Below are 25235 nucleotides of genomic sequence, written 5' to 3'. Positions count from 1 at the left end.
GCCGCCGCCGGCGCGGCGATCGCGCGCGCCGCGGGCGGCCCTGGCCCCGGCGCGGGCGCGAACCTGCCCGCGCTCTACAGCGAAGCGGCCCTACCGCTCATCCTCGGCACGGCCATGCTGCCGCCGGGCTAACCCGCATCGAGCGCGGGCAGCTTGGCGCTTTGACGCTGAATGGGTTCCAATACGCAGCAACTCTGACTGCTGGAAAATATATTTTCGCGGGCGGCGTCGAAATAAGCGTTAACGGCAGCTTCGATCCCTATCGTCAATGCATGGCAAGTCTTGGCGCCGCCTTCGCGCCAATGCATGCTTCGAGGCTGCTCGATGATCCGAAATAAGTGCAATTCTGCACTTATTTCCTCGTATATAGCGCTCTGAAATCAAAATAAGTGTAAAAATACACTTATTCCTCATGAATAATGTCAATATCGGCACGTTACTACCAGAATAGGTGCAGATTTGCACCTATTTCCGGATTGGAGGGCTTAATCGCAAAAATAAGTGCATAAATGCACTTATTCGCATGGTCAGGCAACATTCCGGTTTGATTTTCGTAGTAGGCAGCGCGTGAGTGCGTCGGTACTTGAAACGGGCATTGCAGTTTTACATAGCTTAGAAGCTAGCGTGGGAATCGATCGGGGTTTTCGCAGTTGGGTCATCAAGTCGCAATAACGCTGACTTATTCCATCCCATTTCGCATTTCCGGTCGCAGCGCGGTCGGCAAGCTCGCTCACCAGGTCGCGCCAAGCCTGCATCGTCTTGCCCCGCCACAGCCGATTTCGCTTTTCCGGTCGCAGCGCGGTCGGCAAGCTCGCTCACCAGGTCACGCCATCCCGCCTTGTCTTGCCCGTCGCAGCGCGGTCGGCAAGCTCGCTCACCAGGTCGCGCCAAGCCTGCATCGTCTTGCCCCGCCACAGCCGATTTCGCTTTTCCGATCGCAGCGCTATCGGCAAGCTCGCTCACCAGGTCACGCCATCCCGCCTTGTCTTGCCCGTCGCATCCCATTCCGCTTTCCAGTCGCCCCGGCATAGGCAGGTTCGCTCACCAGGTCGCGCCAAGCCCAAATTGTCATGCCACCGCAGCCAATTTTACTTCTCCGCGCATCCCCATCGGCAATGCATGCCGTACAAATATAACGGTCTCGCTAACCTTAACTCGCCGCCGAATCCCAGTCACGGCGCGACTTGCAGCGGGTACAACAGTCGATTCCCATTTGAATTTCAAAATATATTTCGCCGGTTTGCTACTTTTTATTGAAAAGTGTGTTATGATTAACCTATTGTTCAAATCGAAGCCAATTCACATATTGAAAATGGTCTCATTTTTATGATGAAACTGTTTTCAGTATGTGAATTTTTTTTTTGGGAATGATCAATGAAGTAAAACTATTTTTTGGAGGTAATACAATGCAAACAGGTACAGTTAAATGGTTTAATGCAGAAAAAGGTTTCGGTTTCATCGAAATCGAAGGCGGAAACGACGTATTCGTGCATTTCAGCGCGATTGAAGGCGAAGGTTACAAGTCGTTGGATGAAGGTCAACGCGTGCAGTTCAATGTAACGCAAGGCCAACGCGGTCCACAAGCCGAGAACGTTTCGAAAATCTATTAATCCTTCAAGCTGCCCTGACTTAGGTTGGGGCAGTTTTTTTCTCCCCACATTCGCGATTAAGTCTGCCAGTTTCGTCATATTAATCCGATAAGCGAGGTATGATGCATGAATAAGGAACAACTGATCGCCGATGTTGCCAAATCGAGTGGGTTTTCGAAAAAGAACGCGGAGAAGGCGGTTACGTCCGTGCTGGACGCCATTTTCGAAGCGTTAAAGCAAGGCGAAGAGGTTCAACTCGTGGGCTTCGGAAAGTTTGATGTCCGCAGACGCGAAGCGCGTATGGGCAGAAGCCGCAAAACGGGCGAAGAGGTGGAGCTTCCAGCGGGCAAAGTACCGGTATTCACGGCAGGCCTCACGTTGAAAAATGCTTTAAACTAACCATTTTAATCGAAGCACCAATAAGCTCCAATAAGCACCAACCCAAGCACCCCACCACCGACTGCAATAAAAAATAAGATGAAACCACATCTGGAAGGCGGTTTTTTATTACCATTCCACCCCATGATTCGAATGCTGCCGTTACGTTTTCGACCGTTGACGACATTATTAATTTCTATGCCAACAAGCAGAGTTTGCAAAGCAAAGCGGACAATCTGAAAGTTCAGGAACGGGAGGCGGCCGATGGATAAGCAGCGGCGCTCTTATGTATTCAAACGCCAACTATTCGTTTCACGGGAATGCTGACGGAACGATGACCATAAAACAGCGGATAGCCAGGACTTTTTACCGTCCAGGATATCCGCTGTTATTTTGTTGCCTTCATCGATGCGGCAGCGGTCATAAGCCGTTGCGCGCGAATTGCGCTTCCAGCAGCTCCGCCCAGCGCTGCTTCCACCGCTTCAGATCGAAGGCGGCCGCCGTTCTGCTGGCATCCGCGCCGTACTGCCTTCGAAGGGCGGCGTCCCGCAGCAGCTCTTCCACGGCGGCATGGAGCGCGTCCACGGTGGGCGCGACGAGCCTGCCGTTGAAGCCGTCCGTGATGAGATCGTTCAAACCGCCGACGTTCGCAGCGACGACTGCCTTGCCGCAGCTCATCGCTTCCAGGCAGGATAGGGAGGTCCCCTCCGAGTAGACCGTGGGGATGACGACGACGTCGGCCGCGCGGTAAGCGTCGCGTACAGTCTGGAACGTGTAGGTGTTATGCCGGATGCGTGCCTGCTCGCCGTGGGTGGACAGCCATAGGCGAAAAGCAACCGCGACCGGCGTTTGCTCCACGAGCTCGCCTGCGAACTCCACGATAAGCGACGGAAATGCTGCCAGCAGCCGGTCCGCGAGCAGCATCATCGGCACGATGCCGCGCTCGTAGCTGAGCCGCCTGGGAAACAGCAGCCGTAACTCGCCGGTCTCCGGCAATCCATCCGCAACGGCCAAGCCGCCTGCTCCCAAAGCCGCCGCATTTTCGTTCCCAGTCCATTCACTGGCCGGCGAATCCTCAGCGTATTGTGCGTCATGCCTCTCTAAAATTTCCGCGTCCTCAGCGTCGTGCCCATCCGAGCTCTCTTTGTCCTCAGCGTCACGCCCATCCAAGCTCTCCGCGTCCTCAGCGTCGTGCCCATCCGTATTCTCTGCATCCGCAGCTCCGATCGCTTCACTGGCCCACGCAATCTCCGCACCACCGGCTCCAGCCGATTCACGCAACCGCGAGGCCTCCGTAGCCTCAGTCCCAAACGCCGCTTCCGCGCCGCCAACGATCCCGATCACCGCTTTCTCCTGCGTGCCATCCTCAGCCCCGGCCCCAATGCCTGCTTCCGCGTCCTTCCCGGTAAACCAAGCCGTATCGACCGCATTCGGCAGCAGCACGAGCTTCTCCGGGTCGTCGAACGTACAGACCGCGCGGCAGTAGGTCTGAAAATGCGAGTCTACCGACACGAGCCGGTCAAGTCCGTCCACGGCGAGCTGAATCATGTCGGCTACGCCGCTCTTGACCTTGTCGCCGAATTCGGGCCAATCCCAGTTAATGCCGTGGCAGATGCCGATGCTGCCGGGTTTGTAGGCGATCGGGTGCCAGATGCAGCTGGCGTATACGATCAGTCCTTCGGCGTCCGCGGCCATGCGATCGAAGGCGCCGGCGATGTCATTCAGCTCATAAGGATATCCGCGCACGCGCGTGCCTTCGTACACCGTGTCGAAGCTCCGGTAGTAAGAGAGCTGATGGACGATCGGTTGCCAGCCCTTGGCATGCACGACGGCGCAGAGGTCGTGCATGTAACGCTCCAGTCCGCCGCCGAACGGACGGACGAATCCTTCGCCTTCCGAGTAAGCGTTCAAGTAGCTGTGGGTCAAGATCGTCACCGTTCTCACGTCGGCCCCGCCTCCTCCTGCCAGCGAACGAGCCTCGGGCTGGGGTCCAGAATGGAAGCATAGTGGGCAAGGCTTCCCCATTTCCCATCCGGATCGATGGCCATGTAGCGCTCGTATTTAGCATGCCGCGCGGCTTCGTCGCCGGCCCAGCCGTAATGCTTCACGCGCAGCTCCGATTGAAACCCTGGCAGGGCGGAGCAGGTCAGCGGCAGCCGCGGCACATGATGGTTCCAGTCCGGATAGATGTACGAATAGAGCGGCAGATAGCGGACGAGCATCATCGTATGCCGCTTATGCAGCTGCCACAGCTCATCTTCGCGGTAGTACGCGAGCGAGCCCCAGAAGTCGTACATGCGAAAAGAAACCCAGTCGTAACGATCTTGGTCGATCAGCGAGCGAATGTGCGATTTGGCGCTGCGTTCGAAAAATTCGTCCGCGTCGATCGACAGGAGCCAGTCGGGCTCCGTCTGGACGGCTGCCTGCCAGAGCAGCTGCCGGAGCCGGCCTTCCTGGCCGAACAAGGGCTCCGGCAGCCGAACGAGCCGAACCACCTTCGGGAACGATCGGCAGATGTCCGGCGTCTCGTCCTCGCTGGCATCGTCCACGATGACGATTTCGTCCACGAAGCCGGACAGGTCCGCCAGCGCCGCCTCTAGATAACGGCCGGCTTCGTTGCGGACCTGCATCATGGCCGTCAGCTTATTGCCGCCGGTCTTGCGCAGCAGCGGTATTTCGCTCACGTGTATTCCCCCTCTGCCAGCTTCTTGGCTCTCGCCAGCGCGGCCGCGATATCGGCAATGGCGTGCAGCGGCTCCAGGCCGGTCATCGCGGCTTGGAGCAGCGCGCGGACAGCGTCATGCCGTCTGCCTTCGAGCGCGTAGGCGCGCCCCTCCAGCAGATTGCGCCGCAGCCTTTCCTTCACCGTGCGCGGGGGAGGCAGCAGCGCGAGTGCCGCGCCCGGCCGGCTGCTCCTCTCATGCGCTTCCACGAGGAGAGAGACGGCCCGTTCCCGGAGCGGCCCGTCTGGAAGCTGCGCCGGCGCGGCGTTCAGCAATCCCGCCGTTTGCCGGAAATCTTCGTTCATCCGGTAGAGCAGGCCGGCGGCCAGCGCTGCTTCTCCGGACGCCTGCAGCTCGAGCATCTCGCCGTAGGCGCCGCGCTCTTCATCGCTTGCCGCGCTGATGCCGTAGGTCGCGAAGGCGTCGTTCGCGCGTCCCTGCTGCAGCCGTATGACGGACAAGAAACGAAAGTAAGTTTGGACGGCTCCCTCTTCGGCGGACAGAATCGCCAAGTGGAAGGCGTCCAGCGCCCAGCGCTCGGCCTCTTCCCCTTGTCCGAGCAGGTAGTGATAGACCGATTGGAAGAAGAATTGCATCGCGGAAGGGCGCAGACCGCGCAATTGCTCCGCGCGAAAATCCGCCCGGCGCTGCAGCTGCAGCTTCGCGAGCGCATCGACGGACTTGCCGGCAGCGGCATCGCTTGCAGCTGCATCGGCCAGCAGGTCCGAGGCCGTGTCCAGGCCGTCCTGCAGGAAGACGCGGCCCCGCCGGAACCACTGCTCGAAGTAATAGGTTTCCGACCCCGTTACGACGACCGTCGCCGCCGCGCAGAGCGCGTCCCGGCAGACGAGATAATCCGCTTCGCCCTGTTCGAGCTCGCTCGGGAGCAGTACCAGGAGAGCGGCCGGGCTTCTTCCGGCGATCTCATATACCCAAGAGGGATGCGTCGCAATGACGATTGTCCGTTGCCAGGGTACTGCGTCCAGGTCATCCAGCGTCATGGCGCCATACTGCGGCGGCGCGCCGGCCATGGCTTCCGTGCTCGCGACGAAGCGGACGGAGCGGCCCCGCCCGAGTCGCTCGATGAAGCCCCCGTAAGGAAACGCCTCCCACGCGCAGTGGGGAAATACGATTACCGTGTCCGTCATGCCTCACCCGCCGTTCGCGCACGGCCGCGCGGAGCGGCAGGCGCAGAAATCGATCTTCATCATTTTATGGGCGGCGGGGGCTGAACATTCCTTGCGTGCCGAGCGCAACGGAGGCCGTGGAATCTGACCGAGCGCAATCGGCCGGAGTAGGAAATAATGTTGACATGACACTAAATGGTGTCCTATAATAAAACCGACACCAAATAGTGTCGCGTTAGACGACAGTCGGACAAAACGCATGAAAACCAAAATAACGCGAAACCACGAGGAGGAAACAAAATGAACAAGATGATGATCGGTTCGGAAACGATTACGAAAGCAGAAGCACGGTCCGCTGGGAAAGTGGCCGCCTATTGGACGGTCACGATCATGCTGGCCTTTTCGATCACGCTGAGCGGAATCGGACAGCTGATGCGGATGGGAGGCAACGTCGACCTGGTGACCGACATCGGGTTTCCGCTTTACATCACGAACATTCTCGGGACCTGGAAGCTGCTTGGCGTCCTCGCGATCCTTGTCCCGGGCGTTCCTCGGCTTAAGGAATGGGCGTACGCGGGTATCTTTTTCTTGATGACCGGCGCGGCGCTGTCCCACGTGTACGCGCACGATTATGGGGATGCCGGCTTCCATGTCATTCTTCCGCTCGTCTATGCCGCGCTCGGTATCGCCTCGTGGGCATTGCGTCCGAACGGCCGCAAACTTTAGGGAGCAGGAAAAAATAACGCCCGTCCTTCTTGCCGACAATAGCATTCTGCCGGAAAATAAGAGTTGGGAGAGGGTGTTGTGAAAGAGAACGATGTGTTGCGGGACGTGTTCGATGCGATTGCGGATCCGACCAGGCGCCGGCTGATTCGTCTGTTAGCGGAGGCGGAGGAAGTGCCGCTTCATGAGTTGACGGGTCAGTTCGAAATGGGGCGTACGGCGGTATCCAAGCATTTGACCATTCTGAAAGAGGCCGGACTGGTCCTTGACCGGAAGGTCGGCAGAGAAACGCGATTCAGGCTAAATGCCGCTCCGCTCAGGGAAATTCAAGATTGGGTAGCTTTCTACGGCAAGTTTTGGCATGCGAACATGCTGAACTTGGGCAAATTTTTGGAGGAGGAAGAAGAATGAGTTTAACGTTATCCATGGATTTTCAGTTCAAGACGACGATCGAGAAGCTGTGGTCCGCCCTGACCGATTCAAGCAAGCTTGCCAAGTGGATGTCCAACATTCATACCGGCAAGGCGATGGAAAATGATTTTAAGCCCGTCGTGGGCTATCGGTTTCAGTTCCGGACGGAGCCGACCGAATGGTGGGATGGCGTCATCGGCGGCGAAGTGCTTACCGTGGACGCGCCGAACCGGATGTCCTATACGTGGCTAAGCGGAGGGGAGCAGCACACCGTTACCTGGACGCTGCAGGATTTGGGGGATGGACAGGTAAACCTGCATCTCGAGCAAAGCGGCATCTCGAGCCCGCAAGCGCTCGGCGGAGCGAAGTACGGCTGGAGCAAGTGGTGCGGCGACCTCGAGAAGGCGCTAGAGCAGTAGCCTCGGGTACTGGGGCCGCGAGGGAGGAAAAGCTGCCTAAGTGGCAGCTTCGTGGGCATGTGGTTGGTGAATAAAGCAGAAAAGCTGCCTATCGGGCAGCTTTTTGCGTTCGATTCTGGTCGTGCAGGAGGAAATGCTGCCTAAGAGGCAGCCTTATTGGCCCGCAGCTGGTTGAATAAGCAGAAAAGCTGCCTATCAGGCAGCTTTTAATACAACAGCGCAGGCAGCGTATACGACGGCGGCAGGTAATCGGCAAACGGCGAAAGCTGCCGATCGTTTACCCTCAACGTGTCTTCGAGCTGACTCCGAATGCCTAACGATTGTCAGCGCTGCTAATCGTCCAATAACGCGGCTAAATCAAACCTAACGATTCTGTCCGACGTTATTTGGCGTTTGGAGATGGATTCGAACGAAAAAACGCACAATAAGCCTCCTGGCAACCGTTAGCGATATAAAAGGGGCATTTTGAGCCAATTAACGATCCGTACAACCGTTAGCTGCAAGGTGTTTAGGTTGAGGGCCATTTTCGCAGGCAGGACGATCATGGCTTGCATCGGCAACTGCAGAAACAGGGCGGCACTCCCGTCTGCCGCTCGGGCTATCGCCAGGGGGAGCGGCGCTCCTGTCTGCCGCCAGGCGTGCGCCCGGGTCGAACAACCGCCTGTCCGTCTGCCGCAGTCTACCCCAGCCTCACGCCACCAGGCGTGCGCCGGTGTCGAACAACACCTGCTCGTCTGCCGCCGTCTATCCCAGCCGCACGCCGCTCAGGCTGCCGCCCGGGGCGAACAGCCGCTGGATGCGCTGCTCGACCTCGGGATCCGGAATCAACGGCGGCGCTTGATGCGGCTTGATGCGGGCATCGATGATAACATTGTCGCAGCCCCAGTGCTTGAAGTCGTAACGGCTGTTCACGCCGTGAATGTCGTGCGACGGGTTGCTCCGCGTGAAGGTTGCCCACAGGAAGTTATTCAGCGTCTCGCTTAAGAAGCGGCTGTCGTCGCACAGCACGATCATCGGGCAGTCCGCCAGCGGGCCTCTCGCGCGAATGGCCTCGCACAGCTCGTTCAGCTCGCGCTGCGCCGCCTCGTAGCTTTCGAACGCGCCGCCTTGGAGCGCGACGATGCCCGGCATGACCAGGCTGGCCTGCGCGATTCCTGGGAGCCCTTGCAGCGCTTCGGGAACCGCGCGGCACAGCTCGCGGACGGGCTCGCCGACCGCGGCGAAGACCACTTTGCTGCCGCTGTTGAGGCCGGTGCCGGAATAATCGAGCGTGTCGATCGTCGTGTTCGTCTGAAAATGCAGATCCCGCCCAAGATCGATTCGGGCCAGCACATGCGTCAGGAACCCTTGGACATCATGCGTGTCGAGCGGCTGCTTGTCCTCCGCCGCGATAAACAGGTACTTGGCCAGGCTTAGCTGCCCCGTACCCATAATCCGGTTGGCGAGGGTAAGCAGTTCGGCCGGCTGCTTCACCCGTTGGTAGGGCGTATAGCGCTCGCTGCCGATCGCGAAGAGCAGGGGATGGACGCCTGCGGCGTCAACCGCGTGGACTTCCTTGACCCCCGGGATCTCCTGCTTGATGGCATCGCCCGTCAGCTCGTGAATGAGCGCGCCGAATGCGGTATCCTCCTGCGGCGGACGGCCGACGACGGTGAACGGGAAGATGGCGCCGGGACGGGCATATACTTTGTGCACGCGCATGACGGGGAATTCGTGCGTCAAGCTGTAATAGCCCAGATGATCGCCGAACGGTCCCTCGGGTTTCGTCTCGCCGGGATGAAGCTCACCCGTGATGACAAAGTCGGCGTCGTTGCTGATGCAGAAGCCGTCGATATAACTGTAGCGGAAGCGCCGCCCCGACAGCAGGCCTGCGAATGTAAGCTCGCTCATGCCCTCCGGCAGCGGCATGACGGCCGACAGCGTATGCGCCGGAGGACCGCCGATGAAGCAGCTGACCTTGAGGGGTTCGCCGCGGCGGTTCGCTTTGTCCTGATGGATGCCGATGCCGCGATGGATTTGAAAATGCACGCCGACTTCCTTGTCTGCCTCATAGTCATTGCCGTTCAGCTGAATGCGGTACATGCCGAGGTTGGAATTCATGATGCCGGGCTTGTCCGGATCCTCGGAGTAGACTTGCGGCAAAGTGACGAAGGCGCCGCCGTCTCCCTGCCAGTGCTTGATCAGCGGCAGGTCGGAGATGCGGATTTCCTGGAGCGCGACGGGAGCCCCGCCCGACTTCTTCGCGGGCAGCGCGTTCTTGGCGGCCATCCCGGAGCCGAGATGCTTGAACGGGTTCTTGAGCGCCTGCATGGGATCGTTGCGCAGGGCGATCACGTTCTGGACGGATGCCCACGTATCTCGGAAGATGAATTTGCTGCGTTCGACGGTGCCGAACAGATTGGACGCGGCCCGGAATTTCGAACCTTTGACGTTCTCGAACAGCAGGGCGGGACCGCCTGCCTCGAACACTTTCATATGAATGGCGGCCATTTCCAAGTGAGGATCCACTTCTTCGCGGATGCGGACCAGGTGGCCGTGCCTCTCGAGATCTTCCACGCATTCTTCTAAGCTACGATAAACCATAAACGACTCCTAACCGATCAGCCGATCTGGCAGGCTGTAATTTCGTGAATTTCTAAGCTACGTCCATTATAACCGCATCGGAACGAAAATACAGAACGGCAAAAAAGCCCCGCGGTCGCTGACGCCCGCAAGGCCTTTTCTCTATTCTATGAAACCAATGCCGGCGTTTAGGCTTTCACGGCTTCCAATTCGATCGTGAATTTCACTTCGTCGCCGATCAGGACGCCGCCCGTTTCGAGAACGGCATTGTAGGTCAGGCCGAATTCGCTGCGTTTGAGGGCGCCTTTCGCGCTGAAGCCGGCTTTTTCGTTGCCCCATGGGTCTTTGCCGCTGCCTTCGTATGTCACTTGGAACGTCTCGGGACGCGTCAGACCGCGGAGGGTGACGTTGCCGGTCACGTCGTATTCGCCGTCGTCGGTCTTTACGATCGACGTCGATTGGAACGTCATGGTCGGGTAGTTCTCGATATCGAAGAAATCGCCGGTACGGAGGTGATTGTCGCGGTCCGCATTGCGCGTATCGATGCTTGCGAGCGCTACGGTAAACTGAATGTTGGCCGTCGTCAGATCGTTAGGATCCGCTTCGATTTCCGCGCTGAATTCATGGAAAGCGCCTTTGACTTTCGCAATCATCATATGCTTGATCGTGAAATCTACGCTGCTGTGCGTGGCGTCGATGAGCCATTTGGACTTGGACATGGAAAAACCTCCAATTAATTAGTTACATTAAGTAATAAACTTAATAATCTATAGTAAGTATAGGTATGAATTTGGAGGCTGTCAATCCTTTTGTTCCCAGGAGTTTTCTGGCCCGTCCGGCGTCAGGCGAAGCCGAGCACGTCGATGACCGCCGCTATAAGGGCGGGCAGTCGGACCGGCTTGTCGACGATCAGAAGCGCGAACTGCGCGATGCCGGCGAGCGACAAGGCGGCAAGCAGCAGCATGTCCTTCAAGGGCCGCCGCTGCTTCCCGTAATGGATGAACAGGGCAGCCGTGACGAGGATGGCAAGCAGGAGCGGCGTCACGCGGCTCTCCTCCTTCGGATGAGATCTACGGCAATGAGCAGGAGCGGCAGGGCTAACGTGTTCAGGGAGTAATATGGCAGCAGATAGCGGGCTAGCCACTCCAAGTTTTCGATCAGATTCCGGTGCATGCTCTGCGCGAAGCCGACAATCAAGATGGCGAGCGGTACGGCGATCAAGCCGCCGCTGCGCATGCCGCAGGTTTGGGCGATGCCGGTGATAGCGCAGTAAAACGTGAAAGACAGTTTGACGAACACGAGCGCGAACCAGAGGATGGCGATGGTCGCCTCCATATGCTCGAGGAACGAGCTGATCATCAGCTCCTGCGCCATGACGAACAGCGGAAACGTAACGTGCGGCGCGCGGGAGACGCCCAGCACTCCCGTGACGATGAAGGTGATCAGCGACAGCAGCAGAGCGCCCGCGGCCGCGCATTTGACATAGTTCGCGCCCGCCTTTTCCTTGATGTACGGGAATATCATGACGAACATGAATCCGTCCATGAACGGGAAAGCGATCATGTAGCTCGGCTTGCGCAGGATGCCGCTCCAATCGAATTCCGCCGCCGGCGCGAACTGGGACCAGTCCCAGCTGTGCACCGCGAGCACGAAGAAGACGGAGAACATCGCGATCAGCATCGGCGCAAACAGCTCCGCCGTCCGGGCGATGGCCGTGATTCCTTTCTGCGCGGCGTACAGGGCGGTGAAGAGGAAGGCGGCATCGAACACCCATTCCTTGGTCTGCTGCATCAGCGTCGTCGTCATGAAATCGTCGAGGTTGTTGAGCACCCAGGCGCAGACGATCACCATATGGAAAAGGAGCATTAGATTCGCGAGCTTGCCGAAGGGGCGGCCGAGGATGCGCTCGTTGATCTGCATCAGATTCAGGCGGGCATGCCGGCGGGCCAAATAGATCCACGGCAGCGTACTTGCGATCCCCGCCGCCCCGGTCCAGAGCGGGACGAGCCAGGCATGCTGCTTCGCGTCCGCGATCAACGAGGAGGGCAGTAGGAAGAAGGCGGTGCTGAGCGTCGTGAAGACGACGATAATATGGAATTGTCTCATCGTGACGGTCGTATCGTTCATGGCGCCGAGCCTCCCGCGTAAGGCGTAAGCAGAACGCCCGTTTTGACGATGGACGAGCGGACGGAGACGGAGACCTCCGCCTCCCGCCAGGCGTTGGGATCGCGCTTGGCAGCCGCCCACCGCGATCCGGACCGGCGGCCAATCTGCCTGCCGATGCCGAGCAGGTCCCACTGCTTCGCCTTGGCTTCGGCGAGGAGCGCGCCGATCCGGCCCTCCAGCCGTTGGTTGAACAGCCGCTCGAGCCGGCGCAGCATGACGGAGTCGATTTTGCCCGCCGCGTTGATCGACATCAGCTTCAGCTTCGGCTTCACGATGACGCGGAGAGCCGGTTTGCCGTCCTTTAGCGACAGCCGGCGTTCGATCCGGGGCCTAACCAGCATCTCGAGCTGGGCGGACGCTCCCTTGCTGAGGACGATATCCTCGATCAGGGCGCGTTCCTTGCCGAGCACGAGCAGCAGCGTGGACAGCTGCTCCGGTTTCAGCTCGCCGATCCAGCGTCCCTGGCGGATGATGGAGGCGCCCGACAGCGTGAAATTTCCCCGGTTGCCCTCGATCGTCTCATAGCGCTTGGTCGTGTCGAAGGGCTCGCCGCCCGACAGCGAGATGTTGGAGACGAAGGCGAGGCTGCCGTCTTCATAATTCTCGACCAGCGTCTTCACCTGCGAGTCGCGGTCTGCCCGGCCTGTCAGCTTGGCCTGGAGCTCGTGGATGCTGCGAAGCTCATTCCCGGGACTGCGCGCCAGCGGCACGTACGTGTCCATGATATCCCGCACGGAACCCTTCGCAATGAAGACGCTCGTCGCCATGCGGCGCGTCGGATCGCTTTCGAGGAAATTAAGCAGCTCGCCGAGGCCTTTCTTAGCCAAGCGCTCCGATACGATGTACGCCTGAAAGTGGCTGATGAACAGCTTCCGCGGGATCGTGCTCGAGGCGTTGCTGGAGAATTCGGCCCAGCTCTTGCCCTTGAACGCGAACGTATAGATCGGCGAGCGGGAGCCCCCGGTCTTCGAGCTGGCCACGCCGTTCGGATTGACGATCTGGTAATATGCGAGCTTCGTGCCGTCCTCGCGTTCGTCGACGCCGACCATGTCGACGAGGGCGAGCTCGTTGATTTCCTTATGGTCGGCACAGCCCTGCAGGGGCAGGGCGGTCAGGACGGCGAGCAGGATCAGCCCGCGGCGGAGCATCGTTATCATCGGAACCTACCTCTTTGGGTTTTTCATATCGTACCAAGGGACGCGGAACAGCGAATCTTTGAAGTCGGACGGTTTGGCGGGCGCGAGCGGCGTCAGATAAGGCTCGCCCGTGGTTTTCAGCGAGACCAGGTGGATGGCCATCAGCAGCGTACCGCAGAACATGCCGAACAGCGCGAGACCGACGGCCAGCACCATGAACGCGAATTGAAGGACGCGCTGCGCCATGCCGAACGTGAACGAGGGCGTCACGAAATTCGCGATCGCCGTGATGCCGACGACGATGACCATCGCCGCCGAGACCAGCCCCGCCTCGACGGCGGCTTGTCCGAGCACGACGGCCCCGACGATGGAGATCGCCTGGCCGGTCACGGAAGGCATCCGGATGCCGGCCTCCCGGAGCAGCTCGAACATGACGAGCATGATAATCGCCTCCACGAACGCGGGGAAGGGCACGCCCTCCCGCTGCGCGGCGAGATTAACGAGCAGAGCGGACGGAATCATCTCCTGCCGGTAGTTGGTCAGGGCGATGTACATGCCCGGCGTGTAGACCGCAAGCACGAAGGCAAGCAACCGCAGCCAGCGCAGCAGCGTGGCGAACAGCGGCGGCTGGTAGTAATCCTCGGCGCTGATGAAGAATTGGAAGAACGTCACCGGCACGATTAAGCAGTCGGGAGAGCCGTCGGCCAGGATGGCGATCTTGCCCTCGATCAGATGCGCGCTGAGCACGTCGGGCCTCTCCGTGTTAAGGACGCGGGGGAAGGGCGTGAGCTGCTTCTCCTCGATCCATTCTTCGACGTTGGCGCCCTCGAGAACGGCTTCCGTCTGAATCCGGCTAAGCCGTTCACGGTACGCGGCGATCCGCTCCGGAGAGGCTTTACCTTCGATATAAGCCATCAGCACCTTCGTCTTGGTAAGCGTACCGATCTCGAAGGCCTCGAATGCGAGCTGCGGCGTCTTGATGCGGTTTCGGATCAGGGAGACGTTCGTCATGACATCCTCCGTGAACGCTTCCCCGGGGCCTCGGACCGTCTTCTCGGACTTGGGCTCTTGAATGCCGCGGTGCTTCGCCTCCCCGATATCGAGCGCGAAGCCGTTATTATCGCGGAGGAACACGATGCAGTTACCCTCCAGAATGGCGGATACCAGCGCATCGGCAGCTGCTGCGGGCGCTTCTATAGGAGGAGCGCCGGCGAGCTTGCCTCGGATGAATTGTACTTTATCCCCGCTTTCCATTTCCCCATCGAAACGAATGTCCATCAGCGGGAGCAGCACCGTTTGCTGAAGCTGTGCCTTGTCGATCAGCGTCTCCAGGTAGCAGATTGCGACCGGATAATCGGCATCGACCAACAGGCGCTGGATTCTGAAATCCGGCTGCCGCGCGACGGCGTGCGAGAGAAGCTGCTCGAAGTAGAATAATTCCATGGCCATCTCCTGACACGGGCGAGACTTGACGATCGTGCTTATAATATCCAGCTTTTTCCTTGTTATGCATGGGGGACAGCTCTCGGGGGAAAATTGGCGAAGTCGCTGCCGGGCGTCGGCCGTTTTGCGTCGGCGACCAAAAGGCCCTCCCCAATCAAGCTGAGCTTGACTGGGGAGGGCCTTAATCCTGCGTGCGATCGGCTTGCTAGCTGACGTCCTGCGCCTTTTTCTGACTGAACTGGCTTTCGTACAGGTCGGCGTAGAAGCCTCCCGCGGCGAGCAGTTCTTCATGCGTGCCCTGCTCGATGACGGTGCCGTGGTTCATGACGAGAATGAGATCGGCGTCGCGGATCGTGGACAAGCGATGCGCGATGACGAAGCTCGTGCGGCCTTCCATCAGCTCGTTCATGGCTTGCTGGATGTGAATCTCGGTCCGCGTATCGACGCTGCTCGTCGCCTCGTCGAGGATGAGAATCGCCGGATCCGCCAGAATGGCACGGGCGATGGTCAGCAATTGCTTCTGCCCCTGCGAGATGTTGGAGGCTTCTTCGTTCAGCACCGTGTCGTAGCCCTCGGGCAGCGTGCGAATGAAGTGGTCCGCGTACGCCGCGCGGGCGGCCGCCACGATCTCTTCCTCGGTCGCGCCGTTGCGTCCGTAGGCAATGTTGTCGCGAATCGTGCCGTTGAACAGCCACGTGTCCTGCAGCACCATGCCGAACAGGCTGCGCAGGTCTCCGCGCTTCAGATCAGTCAGCGCCGCGCCGTCGATCGTGATGCTGCCGCCGTTCAGCTCATAGAAGCGCATGAGCAGATTGATCAAGGTCGTTTTGCCGGCGCCGGTCGGGCCGACGATGGCGATCATTTGGCCGGAGCGGACGTGAATGTCCATATCCTCGATGAGCGGCGTATCTTCTTTGTAGCGGAACTGCACATGGTTGAAGCTGACGTCGCCACGTACCTTGGCGGCTGCCCCCGCAGCGGCGCCGTTCCCGCCGGCCGCGAGCGCGACCGGATGCGCCGATTCCGGCACTTCCTCTTCCTCGTCCAGCAGCTCGAAGATCCGTTCTGCCGACGCGATCGTCGATTGAATGATGTTGGCGATCTGCGCCGTCTGGGTAATGGGCATCGCGAACTGGCGCGAATAGGAGATGAACGCCTGTACGTCGCCGATGCTGATTCGGCCGTGCAGCACGAGAATGCCGCCGGCCACGCTGACGAGAACGTACCCGATATTGCCGATGAAGCCCATGATCGGCATGATCATGCCGGAGACGAACTGCGCGCGCCAGCCGGACTCGTACAGCTGCTCGTTCACTTCGTTGAATTTGCCGACGGATTTCTTCTCGTGGCCGAAGGCTTTGACGATATTATGGCCGGTGTACATCTCTTCGACATGGCCGTTCAGCTCGCCGAGCGCCTTCTGCTGCCCCTTGAAATACAGCTGCGAGCGCTTAGCGATCATCTTGATCGCGATGAAGCTCAGCGGCAGCGTGACGATCGTGATGAGCGTCATGATCCAGCTGATCGTCAGCATCATGACGATGACGCCGACGAGCGTGACGACGGCCGTGATGAACTGCGTCAAGCTTTGCTGCAGCGTGCCGCTGATGTTGTCGACGTCGTTGACGGCGCGGCTTAGAATTTCCCCGTGCGTACGGGAATCGTAGAACTTGAGCGGCAGGCGCTCGAGCTTCTCGTTCACGTCCTTGCGCAGGCCGTAGACGGTTTTCTGCGCTACGCTCGCCATGACGTACTGTTGGATGAAACTGAACAAGGCGCTGATAATGTAGAGCACGCCAAGAAGGGCGAGAATTTGCCAGATGTAGCCGAAATCGATCTCCGCGCCCGGCGTTCCGTTCAGTTTGCCCATAAGGCCTTCGAACAGCTTCGTCGTCGCCTTGCCCAGGATTTTCGGGCCGAGGATGGAGAAGACGGTACTGAGGACGGCAGTCAGCAGCACGATCAAAAGCGCGAACCGATGCGGCCGCAGGTAGCCCGTCAAACGGCGGAGCGTACCCTTGAAGTCCTTGGCCTTCTGCACCGGCATGCCCATCATGCCTCCCGGACCGCCGCGTCCGCCGCCTGGGCCGAACCCGATGCCGCCCGCCGGGGGTCCGCCGGGGCGCTGGCCCGGAGCTCCGCCTGCAGGGCCTTTTTGTTGCTCGCTCATGCGATCTCCTCCTCTGACAGCTGTGACGTCACGATTTCGCGGTAAACGGTCGACGATTGCAGCAGCTCGCGGTGCGTGCCGATCGCGGATATCCGGCCGTCGTCCAAGACGATGATTCGGTCGGCGTCCATGACGGTGCTGACCCGCTGGGCGACGATGAGGACGGTGGCTTCCGTCGTCTCGCTGCGGAGCGCGGCGCGGAGCTTGGCGTCGGTCTTGAAGTCGAGCGCCGAGAAGCTGTCGTCGAACAAATAGATGGACGGCCTGCGGACGAGCGCTCTCGCGATGGAGAGCCGCTGCTTCTGGCCGCCGGAGACGTTCGTGCCGCCCTGGGCGATCGGAGCGTCGAATCCTTCCTTCATCTCGGAAATAAAATCGTATGCCTGCGCCACTTCGGCGGCGTGCCGGAGCTCTTCGTCCGTGGCGTCCGACTTGCCGAAGCGGATGTTGTCCGCGATCGAGCCGGTGAAGAGGACGGCTTTCTGCGGCACCAGTCCGATGCCGGCGCGCAGCGACTCCTGCGTCATCTCGCGCACGTCCACGCCGCCGACCGTTATGCTGCCGCCCGAGACGTCGTAGAAGCGCGGGATGAGATTAATCAGCGTCGATTTGCCGGAGCCCGTGCCGCCGATAATGGCCGTCACTTCGCCTGCGCTTGCCGTGAACGAGATGTCGGAGAGTGCCGGCATCTCGGCTCCGGGGTAATGGAAGGAGACGTTGTTGAACGCCAGCTCCCCGCTCGAGACGGAAGGCAAGCCGGCGGCGGAATCGGAAGCATTTGCGCGGCGCGGTATCCCGGCCGGATCGTAAATGTCCGGAACGGTGTTCAGTACCTCGTTGATCCGCGTTGCGGAAGCCGATGCGCGCGGAATCATGACGAACATCATGGACGCGAAGATCAGGGCGAACATAATCTGCCATGCGTATTGGATGAAGGCCATCAAGTCGCCGACCTGCATGTTGCCGCTCTCGATGCGGAGGCCGCCGAACCAAATGATGAACAAGCTGGCGAAGTTCATGACGAGCATCATGACCGGCATCAGCGTAGCCATGATCCGGTTGACTTTGATGGCCGTATCCGTCAGGTCCATGTTGGCATCGTTGAAGCGGCCTTGCTCATGCTTGGTGCGGTTGAATGAACGGATAACCCGAATCCCGGTCAGGTTCTCGCGCAGCACGAGGTTCAGCTTGTCGATCTTGACCTGCATGACCTTGAACAGCGGCACGCCCCGGCTTACGACGCCGAGAATGACCAGCGCCAGAATCGGCACGATCGCGATGATGATGAGGGAGAGATGGGCGTCCTTGTACAAGGCCATGATGATCCCGCCGAAGCACATCATCGGGGCGGCGACCATGACCCGCATCATCATCATAAGGACCTGCTGGACCTGCGTAATATCGTTGGTCGTTCGAGTAATGAGCGAGGCGGTGCCGATTTGATCGAATTCATGCAGCGAGTATTTCTCGACATGCGCGAAGACGCGGCTGCGCAGATCGCGTCCGAAGCCGCCCGCCGACTTGGCGGACAAATAGCTGGCGCCGATGGAGCAGAGACCGCCGACGAGCGCGATAAGCAGCATGAAACCGCCGATTTTCCAAATGTACGGGTTGTCGCCTTGGACAACGCCTTTATCGACGATGTCGGCGAGCAGCGTCGGCAGATAGAGGTCAGACAGCGATTGCAGGAACACGAACAGCAGAACGAACGAGACGAGCACGCGGTACGGTTTCAACAGACGCAGCAGCTTCATCATAGAACCTTAATCACCTTCCTTTGGGATTGTGTGTGGGGGCGTTGCAGCCGGGTTTGAACAGAGTCTCGTCCCCGGATTTCGAACCGCCTTCGCCGTCTTGGTAGAAAGCGGCGACGTCATTCAGCAGCTCGACCAGCAGATGCACGCGATCGGAGCCGAGATGGGAGACGAGCGCGGTCATGCGCTCCTGCATCGCGGCATGCGCCAGTCCGGTCAGCCGCTCGCCTTCCTCCGTCAGCGTGATGCGGACGGCCCGGCGGTCATGCGGGTCGGCGTTTCGCTGGAGCAAGCCTTTGGCGACGAGCAGGTTGACGCTCTGGGTAATCGTAGGCGATGCGACGTTCAGCATGCTGCTCAGCTCGGATGCTTTGACGCCGGTCGAATTCCCTTCGGTCGCCCTGCGAATGCTGAACAAGGTCATCGTCTCGCTCGGCGTGCAGTTCTCGATCGGATTGCGGCCGTTCCAAGGCAGCTGCCGAAGATTGCGCAAAGCGCGCATCAGCTCGTGCGCGGCGGGCGGGGGGTGGTTATGTTCATCCTGCATTGCATGTTGCTCCTTCACAAAAAGTAATTTCATTAGCTAACCTAAGTATATGAAATGGGAAAAGAATGTCAAGCGGGTTTTTGCGGGGATATGCCGCGGCGGCAGGGGAGTTAGGGTGGTGTAATGCAACGGTTGGGAGCGGCTAGGGGAGTTCTGAAGGCGGGCAGGAGTCCGCCGAGGCCGGTTCGGCAGGCAAAGCTGCCATGGTGCAGCTTTCGGAGCCCGCCGAGACCGATCCGGCTGAAAAAGCTGCTGATATGCAGCTTTTGGTGCCCGCCGATGCCGATCCGGCAGGAAAAGCTGCTGGGGTGCAGCTTTCGGCACCTGCCGAGACCGATCCGGCTGGAAAAGCTGCTGATATGCAGCTTTTGGTGCCCGCCGAGGCTGAATTGGCAGAAAAGCTGCTGATATGCAGCTTTTGGTGCCCGCCGAGGCTGAACTGGCTGAATAAGCTGCTGAGATGCAGCTTTCGGAGCCTACCTAGGTCGCTTCGGCTGAAAAAGCTGCCGTGGAGCAGCTTTCCGCACTTGCCAAGGTGCAGCTTTCAGTACTCGCATGGAGCCGCCTTCCTCCAAAAGCCTTTGACCCTCGACTTCCTCTATGCGCGATTAAGGCCTTGGAAACAAGATTGCTATTTATAAAGAGACCTAAAATTGTGTATGATAGTAGGATAAAGATTTTCACTGGGAAAGGTTGGTCGTTATGGAGAATAAGACATCATCCTCTAACTTTATCAAGAATATCGTGAGTGACGACCTGCAGTCCGGCAAGGTCGGCGAAGTCGTAACCCGCTTTCCGCCGGAACCGAACGGTTATCTGCACATCGGCCACGCCAAATCCATTTGTCTGAATTTCGAGCTTGCCGACGAGTTCAAGGGCAGGACGAATTTGCGTTTTGACGATACGAATCCCGTAAAAGAAGATACCGAATACGTGGAAGCGATCCAGGAGGACGTCCGCTGGCTCGGATTCGAGTGGGACGATCTTCGTTTTGCTTCCGATTATTTCGAAGAAATGTACGAGCGCGCGGTGCTGCTGATCAAGAAAGGCAAAGCCTACGTCGACGACCTGACCGCCGAGCAAATGCGGGAAATGCGCGGCACGCTCACGCAGCCCGGTCAAAACAGCCCGAGCCGCGACCGCAGCGTCGAAGAGAACCTCGACCTGTTCGCGCGCATGCGCGCCGGCGAGTTCAAGGACGGCGAACGCATCCTCCGCGCCAAGATCGACATGGCTTCGCCGAACATCAACCTGCGCGATCCGGCGCTGTACCGCATTGCGCATGCCCATCATCACCGGACGGGCGACGCATGGTGCATCTATCCGATGTACGACTACGCGCATCCGCTCGGCGACGCCATCGAAGGCGTGACGCATTCCATCTGTACGCTGGAATTCGAGGATCACCGTCCGCTGTACGATTGGGTCGTCGCCGAATGCGAGATGGAAGCGACGCCGCATCAGTACGAGTTTGCCCGGCTGAACGTAACGAACACCATCATGAGCAAGCGATATCTCAAAATGCTCGTCGATAAAGGCGTCGTCGAGAGCTGGGACGATCCGCGCATGCCGACGATCAGCGGCCTTCGCCGCAAGGGCTTCACGGCGGAATCGCTCCGCGCGTTCTGCCGCGAGATCGGCGTTGCCCGCGCTTACAGCGTCGTCGACGAAAGGCTGCTGGAGTTCTTCATCCGCGAGGATCTGAAGCTGAAGGCGCCGCGTACGATGGCCGTGCTTCAACCGCTGAAGGTCGTCATCACGAACTACCCTGAGGGCCAAACGGAACTGCTGGATGCCGAGAACAACGCCGAGAATGAAGAGATGGGCACGCGCCAAATTCCGTTCTCCCGCGAGATCTACATCGAGCAGGACGACTTCATGGAGAACCCGCCGAGCAAGTATTTCCGTTTGTTCCCGGGCAACGAGGTGCGTCTGAAGAACGCGTACTTCATTAAGTGCGAAGAGGTCGTCAAGGACGCGGACGGTCATGTCGTCGAGCTGCGCTGCACGTACGATCCCGAGACGAAGAGCGGATCCGGCTTCACCGGCCGCAAGGTCAAGGGCACGATCCACTGGGTCGAGGCCTCGCAAGCCGTACCGGCGGAATTCCGTCTGTTCGAACCGCTATTGACCGAAGAAGAAGGCGATTCCGACAAGGACTTCCTCGACCGCATCAATCCGAACTCGCTGACGGCGCTGCAAGGCTTCGTCGAGCCGAACATGAAGGATGCGAAAGGTCAGGACAAATTCCAATTCTTCCGCCACGGTTACTTCAACGTGGATCCGAAGCATTCGAATGCCGACCGTATCGTGTTCAACCGCATCGTATCGCTGAAGAGCTCGTTCGATCCGAAAGCTTGAGGGTTGAGGAGGGCCGTCCCGTTGGGGCGGCCTTTTTTGTGCTGCGGGGATACGGGTTGGATCTACTTTACCCAAAATAAGTGCAATTCTGCACTTATTCCCAGCCAAATGAACGATTAAAATGAAATAAGTGCGTTTTTGCAACTATTTCCTCCCTTACGAGCCCATGGGAGCCCTTTCACTTGAGATAGTTGCAGATTTGCACTTATTTGCGATATGGAAAGGGCGTTTTGGAATAATAGTTGCAGATTTGCACTTATTTTTAATTGTTGAGGGGTTGAAGCGTAAGAGGGCATGCATGCCAAAGGAGCGGCATGTGCAGGTTCGGCGCGTCAATTGCAGGCACGCGCGATGATGGTGGTAGGTTCGGCATATGGGCTGCAGGTTCGAGTAATAACGGTGGCCTATGCTAGCTATCTGTTGAAGGACGGGAAAGGCCCCGACGCCGTTCCTCTGCATACATGGCATGGATACGAAACTGGCGTACGGGGCCGAATCAATCGAAAAGCCCGACTTGCTTTGGATAAGTGCGCTTGAGAAATCCGATTATGCCCTCAGTAACCCGGTTATCCGTACCAAGCCCGCGCTTACGCCGGTCAGACACTTGTCTTGACGGCCACGTTGGGCGCCGCTTACTGGCGTTAATGCCACTTCACGACTTCCTCGTACGGCAGGAAGGTGCGCGGTCCCGGCTCTTCCGCCGCCCGTCCGAACGGCATCTGGGCGACGAGCGACCAGGATGCGGGAATGCCCCATTCCCGGCCGACCTTCTCGTCAATGATGGGATTATAGTGCTGCAGCGAAGCGGCCAGGCCTTGCTCGGTCAGACCGAGCCAAATGGCATACTGGAGAATGGCGCTGCCCTGATGCGACCAGTTGTGGAAATGCATCTGATAGGAGGGCGATGATTTCTCCTGCGTTGCCTTGACCGTCTCTTGGTCCTCGAAGAAAAGCACCGTGCCGGCGCCGCCTTTGAATCCGTTCATGCGCGCTTCCGTCGGACCGAATTTCTCGGGCGGCACGTGCGCGCGAAGCGTCTCGGTGACGATGCTCCACAGCTGTTCGTGGTTCTTGCCGGTCAGCACGACGAGCCGTCCGCTCTGCATATTGAAGGCCGACGGCGCATGCAGCGCGAGCTTGATGACCTCCTCGATCTGCGAGCGAGGTACCTCCGGCGAATTGGTCAGCTTGCGTATGGAGCGGCGTCCTTTGATGATTTCTTTCAATGCCATTTGAATTCATCCTCTCCGTCAATCTTGTATTCAGCCGTGGACAAGCGGGCAACTCTAGCACCTAGTATTTCCATAAGGGGTATGTCTCTTCCTGCAAAAAGCGTGCAGACGCGGCCGGACTCCGCATTCCGGACAGGCATGCCTGCAAGCTTGTAAGCTTCCTTCACATTCCTTTCAACGCCCACTATACTGGAAGAAACAGCGGAGCGGAAGGGAGCGATCGGGCATGGAAGCAGAGGCGATAACCGGCATCATTCTTGCCGGAGGACGGAGTGCGCGGATGGGGAGCAACAAGGCGCTGCTGCCGGTGGATGGCAAGCCGCTGCTGCGGCACTTGGCGGAACGAATGCTGGCGCTGGGCGTGCGGCGCATTATCGTCGCCTGCGGCACGGAGGAGCGCGGACGCGAATACCGCACGCTGCTCCAAGGGTTGCATGGAACCGTCGGCTTGACGGCCGATCGCTTCCCGGACTGCGGACCGCTTGCTGGTCTGCATGCCGCACTGAGCGCGATGCCCGAGCCCGGATACGGCTTCGCTATGGCTTGCGACATGCCGGTGATCTCGGAGACGTTGTTCGCGCGAATGGGAAGGGCGGCAGAGGAATCGGCGAGCCGTCCGCAGCTCGTCCGGACGGCGCTGCAGCCCTTCCATGCGCTCTATCATACGAGCGCGGCCGAGGAACTGGAGCGGCGGTTAGAGCGGGGAGACCTGCGCGTCATGCCGCTGCTGAACGCGCTGCTTACGGTCGAGCTGGAGCCGGCCGCGGGCGAAGAAGAGGCGTTCATTAACCTGAACACGCCGGAGCTTTATGAGCGGTATGTTCATCTGCGCGGCAATCGCGACTGACCGGGGGACCTGGTTCGGAGCTCGTCTCCGCTGCGAGGACTTGCCCTTGTTTTGGACAAGGGCAGGTCCCTTTTTTCTCGTAATCGATACGACGGCGGACGATCCCCTGCACAACAAGGAATAAAGGGACAAGACTGCGAAGCTATAGTAAAATTGAAAGAAATGGAAATAGGTGATAGCGTGGCATTCGACATCGAAGAGGCGACGATCGCCGACATGCAGGCGGCGTTCGCTAGTGGTGAGTTGACTTCCAAGCAATTGGTGCTGGGTTATTTGAAACGAATCGCGGACCATGACAAAGGCGGATTGCTGCTCAATTCCGTGCTCTCCGTCAATCCCGACGCGCTGTTCATCGCGGAAGCGATGGATCGTGAACGCGAATTGCAGGGACCGCGCGGTCCTATGCATGGCATCCCCGTCCTGCTCAAGGACAACGTCGATACCGGCGACAAAATGCCGACGAGCGCCGGCTCGCTTGCCTTGGCCGACAGCTACGCGCCGGAGGATGCTTTTATCGTGAAGCGGCTGCGGGATGCGGGAGCCGTCATTCTGGGCAAAGCCAACATGACGGAATTCGCCAACATGATGACCGAAGGCATGCCCTCCGGGTACAGTTCCCGCGGCGGCCAGGTGATGAACCCGTACAACATCTCTACGCCTACCGGCGGCTCGAGCGCGGGATCGGGCGTCGCGGTCGCGGCGAACTTCTGCGCGGCGGCCGTCGGCACGGAGACGTCGGGCTCGATTCTGAATCCGAGCAACCTGTGCTCGGTCGTCGGCATCAAGCCGACGGTCGGACTGCTCAGCCGGACGGGCATTCTTCCGTTGTCCAACTCGCAGGACACTCCGGGGCCGATGGCGCGAACGGTCACGGACGCCGCGTTGATGCTGCAGGCAATGACGGGCTACGACGACCGCGACGCGGCGATGGGCGGCGGCATCGGCAAGCAACCGGCGGACTACGCCGCGTTCCTCGATAAAGACGGGCTGCAAGGCGCGAGAATCGGCGTTCCGCGGGATTATTTCTTCGAAGAATTGACCGAGGAACAGCTGGCGATCTTCGACCGGGCGGTCGGGATCATGCGGGATATGGGCGCGACGATCGTCGATCCGGCGAATATCGCGACGGCCCGAACCATTGCCTACTCGACGGTGCTGCTGAACGAATTCAAAGCCTCCCTGAACGCCTACCTCTCGAAGCTCGGCCCAGGCGCCCCGATGCGCACGCTCAAGGCGATCATCGCGTTTAATAACGAGCATCCGGTGGAGACGTTGAAGTACGGACAGAAGACGCTGATTAATGCGGAGTTCCATTCGTCCGGCACGTTAACCGACGTTCGCTATCTGCAAGACCGGGCGACGGACATCCGGTTGTGCAAGGACGAGGGCATCGATGCGGTGATGCAGGAGCATCGCTTGGACGCGGTATTGTTCCCTGCGGACTTCGGTTCGCGGTTTGCGGCCCGCGCGGGCTACCCGTCCGTCGCCGTGCCGGCGGGCTACACGGCGGCCGGCCCGCCGTTCGGCGTCGCGTTCACGGCGAGGGCCTACGAGGAACCGAAGCTGATCCGCCTCGCCTATGCCTTCGAGCAGGGCACGAAGTTCCGGAGGCCGCCTTCGCTTCAGAGCTTTATCGATTGAATGGAC

23 protein-coding genes are annotated in these 25235 nt (G+C 59.3%); 9 read left to right on the top strand and 14 right to left on the bottom strand.

Going from position 1 to position 25235, the window contains the following annotated elements:
• Positions 1-815: 815 nt before the first annotated feature.
• Positions 816-953 carry a hypothetical protein gene (locus tag GT003_RS29445; protein WP_161704748.1) on the bottom strand — a complete coding sequence of 46 codons (138 nt, stop codon included), beginning with the start codon at positions 951-953 and terminating at the stop codon, positions 816-818.
• Positions 954-1406: 453 nt separating this feature from the next.
• Here GT003_RS29445 and GT003_RS29440 point away from each other — a divergent pair, with 453 nt between their 5' ends.
• Positions 1407-1610 (top strand): cold-shock protein, encoded by a 204-nt coding sequence (locus GT003_RS29440; protein ID WP_161704746.1) that lies wholly within the window; start codon positions 1407-1409, stop codon positions 1608-1610.
• A 105-nt stretch (positions 1611-1715) separates the two neighbouring features.
• Positions 1716-1988 carry an HU family DNA-binding protein gene (locus tag GT003_RS29435; RefSeq protein WP_161704744.1) on the top strand — a complete coding sequence of 91 codons (273 nt, stop codon included), beginning with the start codon at positions 1716-1718 and terminating at the stop codon, positions 1986-1988.
• 399 nt (positions 1989-2387) lie between these two features.
• Here GT003_RS29435 and GT003_RS29430 read toward each other — a convergent pair whose 3' ends face one another.
• Genes GT003_RS29430 through GT003_RS29420 form a run of 3 tightly spaced genes read right to left on the bottom strand, consistent with a single transcriptional unit; the run spans position 2388 to position 5838 of the window.
• The gene (locus GT003_RS29430; RefSeq protein ID WP_338045955.1) at positions 2388-3911 is read right to left on the bottom strand and encodes a glycosyltransferase family 4 protein; all 1524 of its coding nucleotides are present in this window, start codon (positions 3909-3911) and stop codon (positions 2388-2390) included.
• Complete coding sequence (locus GT003_RS29425) at positions 3908-4651, bottom strand: glycosyltransferase (protein WP_338045954.1); 744 nt, start codon at positions 4649-4651, stop codon at positions 3908-3910. Before GT003_RS29425 ends, GT003_RS29430 begins: the two co-directional genes overlap by 4 nt.
• A complete protein-coding gene (locus GT003_RS29420) occupies positions 4648-5838 on the bottom strand; it encodes a hypothetical protein (RefSeq protein ID WP_161704742.1) in 1191 nt (396 codons plus the stop codon). Before GT003_RS29420 ends, GT003_RS29425 begins: the two co-directional genes overlap by 4 nt.
• A 279-nt stretch (positions 5839-6117) precedes the next feature.
• Here GT003_RS29420 and GT003_RS29415 point away from each other — a divergent pair, with 279 nt between their 5' ends.
• The 3 genes from GT003_RS29415 to GT003_RS29405 all read left to right on the top strand — a co-directional run bounded on the left by GT003_RS29415 (position 6118) and on the right by GT003_RS29405 (position 7370).
• Complete coding sequence (locus GT003_RS29415) at positions 6118-6543, top strand: DoxX family protein (RefSeq protein WP_161704740.1); 426 nt, start codon at positions 6118-6120, stop codon at positions 6541-6543.
• 78 nt (positions 6544-6621) lie between these two features.
• The gene (locus GT003_RS29410) at positions 6622-6951 is read left to right on the top strand and encodes a metalloregulator ArsR/SmtB family transcription factor (protein WP_161704738.1); all 330 of its coding nucleotides are present in this window, start codon (positions 6622-6624) and stop codon (positions 6949-6951) included.
• Positions 6948-7370 (top strand): SRPBCC family protein, encoded by a 423-nt coding sequence (locus GT003_RS29405; RefSeq protein ID WP_161704736.1) that lies wholly within the window; start codon positions 6948-6950, stop codon positions 7368-7370. The genes GT003_RS29410 and GT003_RS29405 overlap by 4 nt, the downstream gene beginning before the upstream one ends.
• A 744-nt stretch (positions 7371-8114) precedes the next feature.
• Here the strand turns inward: GT003_RS29405 and GT003_RS29400 are convergent.
• The 9 genes from GT003_RS29400 to GT003_RS29360 all read right to left on the bottom strand — a co-directional run bounded on the left by GT003_RS29400 (position 8115) and on the right by GT003_RS29360 (position 19148).
• Positions 8115-9953 carry a UbiD family decarboxylase gene (locus GT003_RS29400; protein WP_161704734.1) on the bottom strand — a complete coding sequence of 613 codons (1839 nt, stop codon included), beginning with the start codon at positions 9951-9953 and terminating at the stop codon, positions 8115-8117.
• Positions 9954-10120: 167 nt separating this feature from the next.
• On the bottom strand, positions 10121-10651 hold the full coding sequence (locus tag GT003_RS29395; RefSeq protein ID WP_161704732.1) for a YceI family protein: 531 nt from the start codon (positions 10649-10651) through the stop codon (positions 10121-10123).
• Between the two features lie 122 nt (positions 10652-10773).
• A complete protein-coding gene (locus GT003_RS29390; RefSeq protein ID WP_161704730.1) occupies positions 10774-10977 on the bottom strand; it encodes a hypothetical protein in 204 nt (67 codons plus the stop codon).
• A complete protein-coding gene (locus GT003_RS29385; protein WP_161704728.1) occupies positions 10974-12059 on the bottom strand; it encodes a GerAB/ArcD/ProY family transporter in 1086 nt (361 codons plus the stop codon). Before GT003_RS29385 ends, GT003_RS29390 begins: the two co-directional genes overlap by 4 nt.
• Complete coding sequence (locus GT003_RS29380; RefSeq protein WP_161704726.1) at positions 12056-13255, bottom strand: Ger(x)C family spore germination protein; 1200 nt, start codon at positions 13253-13255, stop codon at positions 12056-12058. The genes GT003_RS29385 and GT003_RS29380 overlap by 4 nt, the downstream gene beginning before the upstream one ends.
• Before the next feature lie 6 nt (positions 13256-13261).
• A complete protein-coding gene (locus GT003_RS29375) occupies positions 13262-14677 on the bottom strand; it encodes a spore germination protein (protein WP_239565914.1) in 1416 nt (471 codons plus the stop codon).
• Positions 14678-14882: 205 nt separating this feature from the next.
• Entirely contained in the window at positions 14883-16847 is a 1965-nt protein-coding gene (locus GT003_RS29370) for an ABC transporter ATP-binding protein (protein ID WP_161704722.1), read from the bottom strand.
• Positions 16844-18604: an ABC transporter ATP-binding protein gene (locus tag GT003_RS29365; RefSeq protein WP_161704720.1), complete on the bottom strand. Its 1761-nt coding sequence runs from the start codon at positions 18602-18604 to the stop codon at positions 16844-16846. The genes GT003_RS29370 and GT003_RS29365 overlap by 4 nt, the downstream gene beginning before the upstream one ends.
• A gap of 10 nt (positions 18605-18614) precedes the next feature.
• Positions 18615-19148 carry a MarR family winged helix-turn-helix transcriptional regulator gene (locus tag GT003_RS29360; protein ID WP_239565913.1) on the bottom strand — a complete coding sequence of 178 codons (534 nt, stop codon included), beginning with the start codon at positions 19146-19148 and terminating at the stop codon, positions 18615-18617.
• A gap of 203 nt (positions 19149-19351) precedes the next feature.
• Here GT003_RS29360 and GT003_RS29355 point away from each other — a divergent pair, with 203 nt between their 5' ends.
• Both GT003_RS29355 and GT003_RS29350 read left to right on the top strand, forming a co-directional pair.
• A complete protein-coding gene (locus GT003_RS29355) occupies positions 19352-19789 on the top strand; it encodes a hypothetical protein (RefSeq protein WP_161704716.1) in 438 nt (145 codons plus the stop codon).
• A gap of 61 nt (positions 19790-19850) precedes the next feature.
• Positions 19851-21509 carry a glutamine--tRNA ligase/YqeY domain fusion protein gene (locus tag GT003_RS29350; protein WP_161704714.1) on the top strand — a complete coding sequence of 553 codons (1659 nt, stop codon included), beginning with the start codon at positions 19851-19853 and terminating at the stop codon, positions 21507-21509.
• A gap of 641 nt (positions 21510-22150) precedes the next feature.
• On the opposite strand, the gene GT003_RS29345 is transcribed toward GT003_RS29350, so the two are convergent.
• Positions 22151-22741 (bottom strand): nitroreductase family protein, encoded by a 591-nt coding sequence (locus tag GT003_RS29345; RefSeq protein ID WP_161704713.1) that lies wholly within the window; start codon positions 22739-22741, stop codon positions 22151-22153.
• Between the two features lie 226 nt (positions 22742-22967).
• On the opposite strand from GT003_RS29345, the gene GT003_RS29340 reads away from it, so the two are divergent.
• Both GT003_RS29340 and GT003_RS29335 read left to right on the top strand, forming a co-directional pair.
• The gene (locus GT003_RS29340; RefSeq protein WP_161704711.1) at positions 22968-23588 is read left to right on the top strand and encodes a molybdenum cofactor guanylyltransferase; all 621 of its coding nucleotides are present in this window, start codon (positions 22968-22970) and stop codon (positions 23586-23588) included.
• A gap of 162 nt (positions 23589-23750) precedes the next feature.
• Positions 23751-25229 (top strand): amidase family protein, encoded by a 1479-nt coding sequence (locus GT003_RS29335; RefSeq protein ID WP_161704709.1) that lies wholly within the window; start codon positions 23751-23753, stop codon positions 25227-25229.
• Positions 25230-25235: the final 6 nt, after the last annotated feature.

The sequence above is a fragment of the Paenibacillus sacheonensis genome, assembly GCF_009909195.1.
GTDB lineage: Bacteria > Bacillota > Bacilli > Paenibacillales > Paenibacillaceae > Paenibacillus_Z > Paenibacillus_Z sacheonensis.
Note: the sequence above shows the minus strand (reverse complement) of the source record. Positions and strands in the feature narration are given on the sequence as shown.